The organism is Niallia sp. M35 (assembly GCF_050971705.1).
Classification (GTDB): domain Bacteria; phylum Bacillota; class Bacilli; order Bacillales; family Cytobacillaceae; genus Niallia; species Niallia circulans_A.
The window spans coordinates 55,219-67,633 of the sequence record NZ_JBPCEP010000011.1 but is presented as its reverse complement, the minus strand read 5'-3'; the positions used below and the strand labels follow the sequence as shown (position 1 = coordinate 67,633).

The 12,415-nt window shown below is 39.5% G+C and carries 12 protein-coding genes; all 12 read left to right on the top strand.

Annotated features, from left to right (window positions below; all coding sequences use genetic code 11):
* Positions 1-42 precede the first annotated feature (42 nt).
* The 12 genes from NiCM35_RS16330 to NiCM35_RS16275 all read left to right on the top strand — a co-directional run bounded on the left by NiCM35_RS16330 (position 43) and on the right by NiCM35_RS16275 (position 12,365).
* A complete protein-coding gene (locus NiCM35_RS16330; RefSeq protein ID WP_123259166.1) occupies positions 43-996 on the top strand; it encodes a sugar kinase in 954 nt (317 codons plus the stop codon).
* Positions 997-1,017: 21 nt separating this feature from the next.
* Positions 1,018-1,656 carry a bifunctional 4-hydroxy-2-oxoglutarate aldolase/2-dehydro-3-deoxy-phosphogluconate aldolase gene (locus NiCM35_RS16325; protein WP_433780111.1) on the top strand — a complete coding sequence of 213 codons (639 nt, stop codon included), beginning with the start codon at positions 1,018-1,020 and terminating at the stop codon, positions 1,654-1,656.
* A 14-nt stretch (positions 1,657-1,670) separates the two neighbouring features.
* Positions 1,671-2,819 (top strand): galactonate dehydratase, encoded by a 1,149-nt coding sequence (gene dgoD / locus NiCM35_RS16320; protein ID WP_123258374.1) that lies wholly within the window; start codon positions 1,671-1,673, stop codon positions 2,817-2,819.
* A gap of 85 nt (positions 2,820-2,904) precedes the next feature.
* Positions 2,905-4,215 carry an MFS transporter gene (locus tag NiCM35_RS16315; protein WP_433780109.1) on the top strand — a complete coding sequence of 437 codons (1,311 nt, stop codon included), beginning with the start codon at positions 2,905-2,907 and terminating at the stop codon, positions 4,213-4,215.
* A gap of 379 nt (positions 4,216-4,594) precedes the next feature.
* Positions 4,595-5,407 (top strand): creatininase family protein, encoded by an 813-nt coding sequence (locus NiCM35_RS16310; protein ID WP_123258372.1) that lies wholly within the window; start codon positions 4,595-4,597, stop codon positions 5,405-5,407.
* Between the two features lie 26 nt (positions 5,408-5,433).
* Complete coding sequence (locus tag NiCM35_RS16305; protein ID WP_123258371.1) at positions 5,434-6,234, top strand: ABC transporter ATP-binding protein; 801 nt, start codon at positions 5,434-5,436, stop codon at positions 6,232-6,234.
* Between the two features lie 15 nt (positions 6,235-6,249).
* A complete protein-coding gene (locus tag NiCM35_RS16300; RefSeq protein WP_171510058.1) occupies positions 6,250-7,587 on the top strand; it encodes an FAD-binding oxidoreductase in 1,338 nt (445 codons plus the stop codon).
* A gap of 13 nt (positions 7,588-7,600) precedes the next feature.
* Positions 7,601-8,449, top strand: coding sequence for an ABC transporter permease (locus NiCM35_RS16295; protein ID WP_123258369.1), 849 nt, complete (start codon positions 7,601-7,603; stop codon positions 8,447-8,449).
* 48 nt (positions 8,450-8,497) lie between these two features.
* A complete protein-coding gene (locus NiCM35_RS16290) occupies positions 8,498-9,493 on the top strand; it encodes an ABC transporter substrate-binding protein (RefSeq protein ID WP_303983664.1) in 996 nt (331 codons plus the stop codon).
* 1 nt (position 9,494) lies between these two features.
* A complete protein-coding gene (locus NiCM35_RS16285) occupies positions 9,495-10,817 on the top strand; it encodes an amidohydrolase family protein (protein WP_433780105.1) in 1,323 nt (440 codons plus the stop codon).
* Between the two features lie 21 nt (positions 10,818-10,838).
* Positions 10,839-12,077, top strand: a complete 1,239-nt coding sequence (locus NiCM35_RS16280) for an amidohydrolase family protein (protein WP_433780103.1) — start codon at positions 10,839-10,841, stop codon at positions 12,075-12,077.
* 51 nt (positions 12,078-12,128) lie between these two features.
* Positions 12,129-12,365, top strand: a complete 237-nt coding sequence (locus NiCM35_RS16275; protein ID WP_433780101.1) for a 4Fe-4S domain-containing protein — start codon at positions 12,129-12,131, stop codon at positions 12,363-12,365.
* The last annotated feature ends 50 nt before the right edge of the window (positions 12,366-12,415 follow it).

Genomic DNA, 12,415 nt, shown 5'->3' with positions numbered 1-12,415 from the left:
AAACTGATGGAAGTTTCACTTTATAAGAAACGAGGCGAAGAGATGGATGTTATTAGCATCGGTGAGACGATGGTTTTATTTACACCTAACACACTCGGTAAAATCCGTTATGCAAATCAGTATACTTCAAGGATTGCCGGTGCTGAGACCAATACCTTGATTGGTTTAGCAAAACTAGGCCATCAGGCTGGCTGGATTAGCCGGCTTGGCCGAGATGAATTTGGCGAGATGATTTTAAATACAGTTCGAGGAGAAGGAGTAGACGTTAGCAAGGTAGTTATCGATGAAAAAGCACCAACAGGAATTCTCTTTAAAGAAATCTTGAATCAGGATGCTGTCAATATTTATTACTATCGCAAAGACTCAGCTGCAAGCAGGTTAGCGCCAGCTGATTTAGATAGAAACTATATAGCAAATGCGAAATACTTGTATCTTTCTGGAATTACTCCTGCCCTTAGTCTATCTTGCAGAAAAGCTGTGTTTGAGTCAATTAATATTGCAAAAGACAACGGGTTAAAAATAGTCTTTGATCCCAATATACGCAAAAAACTTTGGGATGATGAGGAAGCAAGAGAAGTCATTCTGGAGATAGGGGCGAAATCTGATATTGTCTTACCAGGTATAAGTGAATGCGAATTTTTATTTGGCACGAGGGAATATGAGAAAGCCATTCGATCCTTTCACGAGATGGGTGTGGAAACAGTAATTATTAAACTTGGAGAGAAGGGTGCCTATTACTCTACTACTGATAGCAAAGGATATATTGATAGTTATCCAGTAAAAACAGTAATTGATCCAGTAGGTGCAGGAGATGGATTTGCTGCAGGCGTCCTGTCTGGGTTGCTTGATAAATTAACTATCAGTGAAGCAGTAAAAAGAGGCTGTGCCATCGGGGCCATGGTTTGTTCTACTAATGGAGATATAGAGGGACTTCCTAGCAAAAGGGAATTAAATCAATTTTTTCAATCCGACTTAGTCGATGAAGTGAATAGATAATAGAAGGGAAGCGGTAATAAGATGAGTACACTTCAGAAAATTTTCGATCATAAATTAATTGCCATCATACGAGGGGCCGACCCTGAGGATACATTGAAAATTGTTAAGTCCTTATATGAAGGAGGAATAAGAGTAGTCGAAATTACGATGAATTCGCCGAAAGCGCTAACAGCCATTGAAAGGGCAGCCGACGAATTTGGAGACAGAATGGCGGTAGGCGCTGGTACGGTGTTAGATGCAGAGTCTGCGCGAAGTGCTCTGTTAGCTGGTGCTCAATTTATTTTATCCCCGACTTATAAAGAGGAAACCATCCGGATGACCAAAAGATATGGTGCAGTTAGCATTCCTGCTGCTTTCACTCCAACTGAAATTTTGGAAGCTTACGAGTCTGGAGGGGATATTATAAAAGTATTTCCAGCCACTGCTGTAGGTCCGAAGTTTATCAAGGATATTCATGGGCCATTGCCGCAAATACCATTGTTACCAACTGGCGGAGTGGATTTAACAAATGTGAAGGAATACTTAGAAGCCGGGGCTGCAGGATTGGGTATTGGTAGTTCGTTAGTAGACACAAGAAAGGAAATAACGGAACAATACTTACAAGAATTAACTGAAAAATCAAATAAATTTACGTTGTTAGCACAAAATTATTCATTATAAGGAGTGTTTTTTCTATGAAAATAACAGGCTATGAATTATTCACCGTACAACCACGTTGGTTATTCTTGAAAATCGAAACAGATGAAGGAATTGTTGGATGGGGAGAACCAGTAATTGAAGGGAAAGCGGCTACAGTCAAAGGGGCTGTAGAAGAATTAATGACGCATCTAATTGGGAAAGATCCATTAAGAATTGAAGATCACTGGAATGTCATGTATAGAGGAGGCTTTTATAGAGGCGGTCCGATTCTTATGAGTGCTATCGCTGGAATTGATCAAGCACTTTGGGATATAAAAGGAAAATACTATGATGCCCCAGTCTATCAATTATTAGGCGGAGCATGCCGTGATTCTATCAAGGTTTATTCATGGATTGGCGGAGATCGCCCGAGTGATACAGCAAGAGCGGCAAAAGAGTGTGTCGATAAAGGATTCCAAGCGATAAAGATGAATGCATCGGAAGAAATGCAATACATAGATTCCTATGAAAAGGTGAATAAAGTACTGGAAAACGTGGCAGCTATTCGTGCAGCTGTTGGCAAAAATATCGGGATTGGAATTGACTTTCATGGGCGTGTGCATAAACCAATGGCAAAAGTGCTAGCTAAAGCATTAGAAGAATTTAATCCAATGTTTATTGAAGAACCAGTATTACCAGAAAATAATGAAGCATTAAGAGAAATTGCGTTATTAACGGCTATCCCTATCGCAACAGGTGAACGTATGTTTTCGAGATGGGATTTCAAATCCTTATTAAGGGATGGATATGTTGATATTATCCAGCCAGATTTATCCCATGCGGGTGGAATCACGGAATGCAAAAAAATTATCAGTATGGCTGAAGCTTATGATGTAGCAGCTGCACCACACTGTCCATTAGGACCGATTGCATTAGCAGCTTGTTTACAAGTAGATGCAACAGCACATAATGCCGTCATTCAAGAACAGAGTCTAGGTATTCATTATAACCAAGGCAGTGATTTACTTGATTATTTAAAGGATCCAACAGTCTTTTCCTATGAAGATGGTTATGTGAAAATTCCGCAAGGACCTGGACTTGGAATTGAGGTTGATGAGGATGTTGTTCGTGAAATGGCGAAAACAGGTCATCAATGGCAAAATCCAGTATGGCGTCATCGTGATGGAAGCGTGGCAGAGTGGTAAGGATGCTGGTTGTACGGCAGGGAGAAACTCCCTGCCGTAGAAAGAAAAGGATCGATAGTGAAAAGGACGATAGGAGGACTAAGATATGAAGAACAAAGCAACAAAGGTTCGCTATAGTGTTGTGTTTATGTTATTTATAACGGTTATTATTAACTATATGGATCGAAGTAACATTTCGATTGCAGCTCCCTTTATTACAGAAGAGCTAGGATTAAGTTCCGTGACAATGGGTCTTATTTTTTCAGCTTTTGGTTGGACGTATTGCTTGCTTCAAATTCCAGGTGGCTGGGTGTTGGATAAACTGGGGAACCGTAATACTCATGCAATTGGGATTGCAGGATTCTCCCTCATGACTTTACTTCAAGGTTTTGCAAACGGTTTCCTAGGATTATTTATATTACGAGTAGGTTTAGGCGTTTTTGAAGCACCAGCCTTCCCAACTAATAGTAAGGTTGCAGCTAGCTGGTTTCCGGAAAATGAACGTGCAAGAGCCATTTCCATTTACACTTCAGGTCAATTTATTGGACTAGCATTCCTAACACCAACCCTTATTTTTTTCCAGCAAACGTTTGGATGGAGAGGCCTGTTTATTGTTACTGGTATTATTGGACTTGTGTGGGCCGTTCTTTGGTTCATTCTTTATCGCGATCCAAGCAAAAGTAAAAAAGTGAACAAGGCCGAACTTGATTACATTCAAGCTGGAGACGGCTTTGTTGATGCAGCTGCTGATAAAGCGGACAAACCGAAAATCGGAAAGAAAGATTTCGCAACCGTCTTAACAAGCAGAAAGCTTTGGGGAATTTATATTGGTCAATTTGCAGTTAGCTCTACCCTATGGTTTTTCTTAACTTGGTTCCCTACCTATTTAGTCGAGTATCGTGGCTTATCCTTTATTAAGACTGGATTTTTAGCATCCTTGCCCTTTATTGCCGCATTCATCGGGGTCCTTTCCGCAGGTTTCCTTTCCGACTTCCTTGTGAAAAAAGGAGTGTCTAGTAATAAAGCGAGAAAAACACCAATAATCGCAGGTTTAATCTTATCTACCTCCATTATCGGAGCCAATTACGTGGATAGTCCAACCTTAATTGTATTGTTCATGTCTATTGCCTTTTTTGGTAACGGTTTCGCCTCGATCACATGGGTATTCGTTTCTCTATTAGCACCAAAACGACTAATCGGCATTGCCGGCGGCGTCTTTAATTTTATTGGGGGAACAGCCTCCATTATTATTCCAATAGTCATTGGCTTCTTAGTAAAAGGAGGTAGCTTTGCGCCAGCCCTTACATTCATTGCCTGCATCGCATTAGTAGGCGCCTTATCTTATATATTCTTAGTAGGAAAAGTCGAACGCGTACCTGAACGAACAGACAATGACAAAATAATTAACATCTCTTAAGGAGCAGGGGGATAGTTCCCCTGCTTCCTTTTTTAATTCTTCTATTATTGCTTATTGCTATTTTTTCCTAGTCCTCTATCCTCGCAACTTTACCTTTTGCGCCAACTGATGATAAATTTCTAAAACAGAAGGAAGATATCGAATGAAAAGCATCTCCTTCATCTATAAATTATCCCAATATTCAAATTTGTTCAAAGTATACAAAATATTATGAAAATATCCACAAAACTGCTAATGTTTATTTGCAAAGTAACCACTAATATAAATATTATGTTTATGTTAGTAAATATAACATCAGCTGTGATGGCGTGGCATAAAAAGTTAATTTTTGGATAAGTGTAAGGGGAAATTGTAGTTTTCTTAAAGGGGATGGGAAAAAATGTTACATAGAAGATATAGCGGTCATGCATTTGAAAAAAGGTTTTTACCTAGATTGACATCCAAAGAAATCAAGGAATTAGATAAGGAAAATGCACTTGTTATTTTGCCGATCGGTGCAGTAGAACAGCATGGACCACATTTGCCTGTTTATACAGATACATTAATAGGCGAAGGACTATTAGTGGAAGCATTAAATTTAATCCCAGATGAGGATGTTTGGGTTTTACCTTCCTTACCATATGGAAAGAGTACAGAGCATTTAGGGATGTCAGGAACGATAACATTATCGGCAGATACTTTACAGGCTGTCATTCGTGATATTGCGAAAAGTATACGAGAAAGCGGATTTAAAAAATTACTTCTGTTCAATACGCATGGAGGGAATCATGATCTTCTAAATATGATGGCAAGAGAAGTACGGATTGAAACAGGGATGAATGTCTTTCGACTAAACCCTGATTATTCGGTCATACATTCCCTTATTTCTGATAAGGAACAAAAGTATGGGATTCATGGAGGCGAGGTCGAGACGTCCATGGTGTTAGCGTTAAAAGAAGCATGGGTGGACATGGAACTTAGTCCAACAGAGTTTGTCCACTTACCTGAAGATACACAGCATTTATATTTGAAAGGAAACAGTTACTTTGCGTGGGTGATGAAGGATATATCGGAAACAGGAATTGCGGGAGATGCTGCTAGTGCGACCATTGAAAAAGGGGAACAGATTCTTCAATTAGTTAGTGAAAGCTTTGCCGGTGCTATTAAGGAAATGATTCGTTTCGATCTTCGTACAGTCAAAAGCACAATATAATTCGAAAACTCAGGAGGAGGTTCTGTATGCAAAATACCAATGTGATGGAAGGAAAAAAACTGCATCCTTTAAATGAAACGATTGTTCATCTCCAAAATGTTAATAAGGTTTATCCAAATGGGAAAACAGCCGTTCAAAATGTCAGTCTCGATATTGAACAAGGAGAGTTTGTATCCTTTGTAGGTCCATCGGGCTGTGGAAAATCAACGATCTTTAAAATGATTTCAGGATTGATTGAGCATACAGATGGAGAACTGACGATTCTAGGGAAGAGCCCTCATCAAGCTCAAAAGCAGAGCACAGATGTATCCTTCGTTTTTCAAGATGCTACTTTATTGCCTTGGAGAAATGTAATGGATAATATTTTACTTCCACTCGAATTCCAACAGATTCCAAAAAAGCGAAAAGAGGAAATGGCAGAAAAAGTATTGGAATTAGTAGGATTAAAGGATTTCCGCAAAGCTTTGCCAAGGGAATTATCTGGCGGCATGAAAATGAGGGTATCAATTGCCAGGGCGCTTGTGGCGAAACCGAAATTACTATTAATGGATGAACCCTTTGGCGCTTTAGATGAAATTACGAGACAAAACTTGCAAACAGAGTTGTTAAAAATATGGGGAAAGGAAAAAATGACCGTTCTATTCATTACCCATAATGTATTTGAGGCTGTGTATTTATCAACGAAAATTGCCGTAATGACCCCTAGTCCAGGAAAAATTGAAAATACAGTCGAAGTGGACTTACCCTTTCCGAGAAATGCTGAATTAAGAACTTCCCATCATTTTAGTGATATAGCAGCAAAGGTTTCTCATTATTTACAATTTTAATAGGTGGTGATTTTTATGTGGTTAGATAAATTAATAGAGTTAGTGGGAGAAGAGAAGGTCATTGTAAGTGATAACTTAAGAGAACGATTGTCTAAGGATTATTACTGGTATTCGCCCGTACTATTCGAAGAATTAAAGGATAAAGTAGCTGATTGTGTAGTAAAACCGACATCGATAGAAGAGATACGAGGGTTGGTAACTTTTGCAGTCGAAAATAAAGTACCTGTAACGATTAGAGGAGCTGGAACAGGTAACTATGGGCAGGCCATTCCCTTAAAAGGCGGGATTGTGCTCGATTTAACGAAAATGGATAAATTACTAGAATTAAAAGACGATACTGTCAAAGTACAGGCGGGAATGCGTCTTGGCGCATTAGAAAAAAACTTACGAAAACAAGGAAAAGAACTAAGGATTTATCCAAGCACTTTTATGACTGCGACAGTAGGCGGTTTCTTATGCGGAGGTTCAGGTGGAATTGGTTCCATTCGGTGGGGCAATTTATGGGATGGCAATATTCTAAGTGTGACGGTGATGACTTTTGAAGGCGAGCCGAGAGTCTTTGAGGTAGTAGGAGAGGAAATAGAGGACTATATACATAATTACGGGACAACCGGGATTGTGTTAGAAGCTATTTTACCAGTGGAGGAGAAGCAAGAGTGGACCCAGCACATCATTTCCTTCCCGACCTTTAAAGAGGCGGTGAAATTTGGGGATGAGTTAGCCCATAAGGAAGAGATAATAAAACGTCTCGTATCTGTGTGTGAATGGCCGATTCCTTCTCACTTTCATTCGCTAAAAGATGTTCTTCATGAGGGGAAATCTATTACGATGCTAGAAATAGAGGAGTCCTGTTTGGATGCGTTACAAAGCTTAGTAGATAAATATAAAGGAAGCACGGATTTAATGATACCTGCTAACAACTATCATAAAGGTTTAAAGGTATCTGATTTTACATGGAATCATGCAACACTTTGGGCTCATAAGCATGGTGAGAATATGACATACCTTCAAGCCAGATTTAAAGTGGATCGTATTTTTGAACAGATGGATACATTGAGGGCGGAATTTGGAGAGGAGATTCAATTTCACTTTGAGTATATCAAGATAAAAGGAAAAATTACTCCTGCCTCCTTACCAGTCATACTCTATCAGTCAAAAGAAAGATTATATGAAATTATTGATTTCTGCCGAACGATAGAAGTGGAAATTAATGATCCACATACGTACTTACTTGGATTTGGCGGTTATAATCTGAAAATGGAAAAGATCTTAATGAAGAAACGAGAAAATGATCCTTTCGATTTACTAAATCCAGGTAAGATTCCGGTGAAACAAGAATCAGAGATTATTTAAAAGGAGGGATATTATGGAACAAGCATCACAAAAGGTTACCGAAGTGCAGATAATAGGAATAAAAACGGATAAAAAATGGACGAAAGCGTTTAGCGTTTGGATTCCCCCTTTGATTGTATTTGTATTGTTTATGCTCCTTTGGCAATACGGTACCGTGCTATTTCAAATACCACCCTATCTATTGCCGAAACCAACAGATATTCTTCAAGCTTCACTAGAGAACTGGGAGAACTTGCGAAATGCAGTGACTAAAACGATTACTGCTTCTATCATTGGATTTATTTTTAGTGTGATTGGGGGAGTCATTGCAGCAATATTAATGGCTAGTTCGAAAATGCTGGAAAGAAGCTTGTACCCTTACGCCATTCTTCTCCAGACGATTCCGATTGTCGCGATTGCCCCGATTATTGTTATCTGGTTCGGATCTGGAACAAATGCGATTGTCATTATTGCCTTTACGATTGGATTTTTTCCAATGCTGTCTAATACCTTAGTGGGTTTAAATGCAACAGATCGAGGAATGATTAATCTACTAACCTTGTACCAAGCGTCTAAATGGAAAATTATGTGGAAGGTCCGCATTCCTTTTGCCCTCCCTTATATTATGGCTGGGCTGAAAATCTCCTGTACCCTTGCTGTGGTTGGTGCAATTGTCGGAGAGTATATTGCGGGTATTGGCGGTGGAGACGGTGGGTTAGGCTATGCGATTACCGTTGCCTCTAGTCGCATGGAAACAGCCTACTTATTTGCCTGTGGAATTTCTGCGAGTATTTTAGGGATTGCCTTTTTCCTGTTGGTCAATCTATTGTCAAAATGGGTTTTAGGATCCTGGCATGAATCAGAAATGAAACGAGACAATTAATAGGTATGTGATTTTTTACTAGATAATCGTAAAGGGGGAAATTAGTGAATGAGGAAAATAAAATCATCCAAAAAAATTGGTGTGTTCATCACTGCCATGTCTATGTTGCTGCTTACGGCCTGTGGAGATGCGAAGGAATCAGGCGGAAGCTCTAAGGATGGAGAATTAATGAAAGCTAAATTAGTTACAAATTGGTTTGCTCAGCCGGAGCATGGTGGGAACTATGCCGCCTTAAAACAGGATTTCTATAAAGAAGAAGGACTTGATATGACGATTGAGCCAGGCGGTCCGCAAATTTCGTCTACACAAATAGTCGCTTCTGGCAAAGCCCAATTTGGTTATACGCAAGCAGAGGATGTTCTAATCGCCAGAGATAAAGGAATACCTTTAGTAGCAATTGGCGCAATTTTTCAAAAAAGTCCTCAAGTATTAATAGGGCATGAAGGTGCATTAAAGGATTTCAAAGATTTAGATGGTAAAACAGTATACACAGCACCAGGCAGTGGCTATTGGGAGTATATTAAGAAGGCGAATGACTTAGAAGTGAAGGATATGGCTTATACCGGATCATTGGCAACATTTATTGATGACCCTAATGCCGTCACACAAGGGTATGTTACTTCGGAGCCTTATGTTTTAGAGCAGGATGGAGTAAAAACAGACTACTTATTCATTCATGACTCTGGGTTTGAAACATATGCCAATGTTATTTTCACGACAGAAGATGTAATTAAAGATAATCCTGAATTGGTTCAATCCTTTATGAAGGCGACGACAAAAGGCTGGGAATATTACCGCGACCATTCAGACGAGATTAATCCCTTCTTAAAGGAGAAAAATCCTGATTTATCCATGGAATTAATGGATTATGGAGCGAAAGCGGAAGAAGAATTGATTTTTGGCGGGGATGCAAAAGAGCGTGGATTTGGTTATATGTCTGATGAGCGCTGGACAATGCTCCAAGATGAGCTGCTGGATCTGGGCATTATTAAAAAGAAAGAAGATGTTTCAAAAATATTTACGAATAAATATTTAGGTGAATAAGATGAAGGATATTCAATTGATCAATGTTTCTTTGCCATTGCTGAATATAGAAAAGCTTTATACCATTGTGATTCAAAACGGCATGTATACAAAAGTAGAACCACAAACCCAAAAGCGGAATGGGAATTTTTCCGTATTTAAAGACATTTGGAGCAGTAAGGAAGATCATCAACCAATAATAGATATGGGGGGGAGAATTCTTCTTCCCTCTTTTATTGATATCCATACCCATCTTGATAAAGCATTCTCTTTAGAAACGGTGCCGAATAAGTCGGGCACGCTAATCGAGGCAATTAGAAATTATAGCGGAAAAGCGGCGTCTTTTTCCAAAGAAGAAATAAAACAGCGAGTGATGAAAGGCGCGCTTCAAGCACTTTTGCATGGCACCACACATATACGTACACATGTTAACTTTGAATGGAATATATCGAATGAGTTGGCATTAAGCCATCTGCAAGCAGTACTGGAAGCAAGAGATTTATTAAAGTCGTATGTGTCTATACAAGTTGTTCCGATGTTCTCAGACCTATCGGTGAAGTCGGAAAGAGAACGAGATGTATTGAAAGAAGCGATTTCCTATGGGATAGATGGCATTGGCGGAGCACCACATTTGTCACCGAACGCAACAAAAGATATCGATCAGCTGTTTGAACTAGCCGCTAAATATGATAAGTTCGTTGATCTGCATGTGGATGAACAGGATAATCCGGAAGTTTGTACAATTGAAAGAATTATTGATAATACGAAGAAATGGGATTTTCAAGGAAGAGTAACGACGGGGCATTTATGCTCTCTGTCTGCTATGACAGAGGAAAAGTCCGATCGCATTATAGAAGAAATGGCTCTTCAACATATCTACGCTGTCACTTTGCCTGGTGCCAATATGTATTTGCAAGGCAGAGGAGATAAGGGAATCGTTCGAAGAGGAATAACGAGAGTGCGTGAAATGCTACAGAAAAAGGTCGGATTAGCGACAGCCTCCGATAATGTGAGTGATCCCTTTCATCCTTTTGGTCGATTTGATTTATTGCAAATAGGATTGCTCACTGCCTATACAGCACATTTGGCGAGTGAAGAGGAGTTGATAGCTGTTTTAAATATGATAACTCAAACTCCGGCTGCTATTTTTGGGAAAAAGGCCCATGGAATGAAAGAAGGAGGGATAGCTGAGTTTGTGTTATTCGATGCTACAAATATATATGATCTTTTTGCGAATCTATCTCCCGCGCGGTATGTATACAAAAATGGTGATTGGATTAGTAGCTCCCAATTCGAGCATCGATTCGGCGAAGGCGGTTTAAGTAGATTAGTAGAGCTGGGATAAACAGATGAATGGAGTGAGAAGATGATGCTTGATTTAGTTTTAAAAAATGCTCAGCTTCCTTTTAAGGAAAATCCTACTAATATAGGTATAAAGGATGGAAAAATCCACTCCATTTCATCAAGCAATTTAATGGGGAAAGAGGAAATGGATTTAGAAGGAAATGTGTTACTGCCTCCTTTTGTGGAGATGCACACGCATTTAGATACGGTGCTGACAGCAGGGGAACCTCGGTTTAATCAATCTGGTACATTGGGAGAAGCAATTGATATTTGGTCTGTCAGAAAGCAGTTGCTGACTAAAGAAGATGTGAAAAATAGAGCATTCAAAGCTCTTAAAATGTTGATGGAATATGGCGTGCTATATGTGAGAGCAGCAGTGGATATTTCCGATTCTGACTTAACAGCTTTGCATGCCATCATGGAATTAAGAGAAGAGCTGAAGTCATTCCTTTCTCTTCAAATAATCGCTTTCCCGCAAAATGGAATTATTTCTTGTCCGGAAAATCAAGAGCGGTTAGAAAAAGCAATATTACTAGGAGCTGATGCAGTTAGTGCAGTTCCGCATTTGGAAAATACGAGAGAGGAAGGAATTCAATCATTGGAATTCACTTTTTCTCTAGCCAAAAAATATGAAAAAGAAATTCATATTTTTTGTGATGAAGTCGATGATGAACATTCTCGTTTCCTTGAAGTTGTCGCAAGCCTGACAATGCAGGGGAAAATGGAGGGAAAGGTAACCGCTAGCCACGCTAATGCCTTGCTTTATTATTCAGATACCTATGCCAACAAAGTCATGTCATTAGTGAAAAAGGCTCAAGTTACAATTGTCTGCTGCCCATTAGTTAACACTACGATGCAAGGGAGAACAGATGCTCATCCAAAGGGGAGAGGTATTACACGTTTGAAAGAGTTAGCGAAATATGGCGTAAATGTATGCATTGCCCATGATGATATCCAAACTCCCTTTTACCCATTCGGAAATGGCAATATCCTTCAAGCAGCTCACATGGCTCTTCATTTAGCACATATGACTGGAAGAGAGGAGCTGAAGCAAATAGTGAACATGATTACGATTAATGGAGCACGAGCTTACTCTATAAAGGATAAGTATGGGATTGAAGTAGGAAAAGAAGCGAATTTTGCCTGCTTTTCAGTAAAAGATGTATATGAGATTTTCTTTAAGCAACCAAAATGCAGGTATTTATTTAGGAAAGGAGCGTTAGTGGTAGAGACGGTGCCGGAGAGAACTAGCTGGAAATGAAAAGATTAGGAGAGGAAGCTTGAGCTAGAAATGGAGGGAAGGGGGATAAGAATGGCTAAATATGTAATGGTTGATAAGGATACATGTATTGCGTGCGGAGCATGTGGAGCAGCGGCCCCAGAGATTTTTGATTACGATGAGGAAGGATTATCAGAGGTGATGATAGATCATAATACAGGAACAGTAGCGTTAGCAGATGAATTATATGATGATTTATTAGATGCACTTGATGGGTGTCCGACTGGGTCTATTTTGGTAGAGAATTGTCCGTTTGGTGAGGAGAGTTGATGTTTGTTAATGTGTTTATATTTTTTGAGTGTAGAGCTTCTGTTATGAGA

What these genes read in the sequence shown, in the direction of transcription:
- NiCM35_RS16330 (WP_123259166.1), top strand. Translation starts at nt 43, where the DNA reads ATGGATGTTATTAGCATCGGTGAGACGATGGTTTTATTTACACCTAAC.
- NiCM35_RS16325 (WP_433780111.1), top strand. Translation starts at nt 1,018, where the DNA reads ATGAGTACACTTCAGAAAATTTTCGATCATAAATTAATTGCCATCATA.
- dgoD (WP_123258374.1), top strand. Translation starts at nt 1,671, where the DNA reads ATGAAAATAACAGGCTATGAATTATTCACCGTACAACCACGTTGGTTA.
- NiCM35_RS16315 (WP_433780109.1), top strand. Translation starts at nt 2,905, where the DNA reads ATGAAGAACAAAGCAACAAAGGTTCGCTATAGTGTTGTGTTTATGTTA.
- NiCM35_RS16310 (WP_123258372.1), top strand. Translation starts at nt 4,595, where the DNA reads ATGTTACATAGAAGATATAGCGGTCATGCATTTGAAAAAAGGTTTTTA.
- NiCM35_RS16305 (WP_123258371.1), top strand. Translation starts at nt 5,434, where the DNA reads ATGCAAAATACCAATGTGATGGAAGGAAAAAAACTGCATCCTTTAAAT.
- NiCM35_RS16300 (WP_171510058.1), top strand. Translation starts at nt 6,250, where the DNA reads ATGTGGTTAGATAAATTAATAGAGTTAGTGGGAGAAGAGAAGGTCATT.
- NiCM35_RS16295 (WP_123258369.1), top strand. Translation starts at nt 7,601, where the DNA reads ATGGAACAAGCATCACAAAAGGTTACCGAAGTGCAGATAATAGGAATA.
- NiCM35_RS16290 (WP_303983664.1), top strand. Translation starts at nt 8,498, where the DNA reads ATGAGGAAAATAAAATCATCCAAAAAAATTGGTGTGTTCATCACTGCC.
- NiCM35_RS16285 (WP_433780105.1), top strand. Translation starts at nt 9,495, where the DNA reads ATGAAGGATATTCAATTGATCAATGTTTCTTTGCCATTGCTGAATATA.
- NiCM35_RS16280 (WP_433780103.1), top strand. Translation starts at nt 10,839, where the DNA reads ATGATGCTTGATTTAGTTTTAAAAAATGCTCAGCTTCCTTTTAAGGAA.
- NiCM35_RS16275 (WP_433780101.1), top strand. Translation starts at nt 12,129, where the DNA reads ATGGCTAAATATGTAATGGTTGATAAGGATACATGTATTGCGTGCGGA.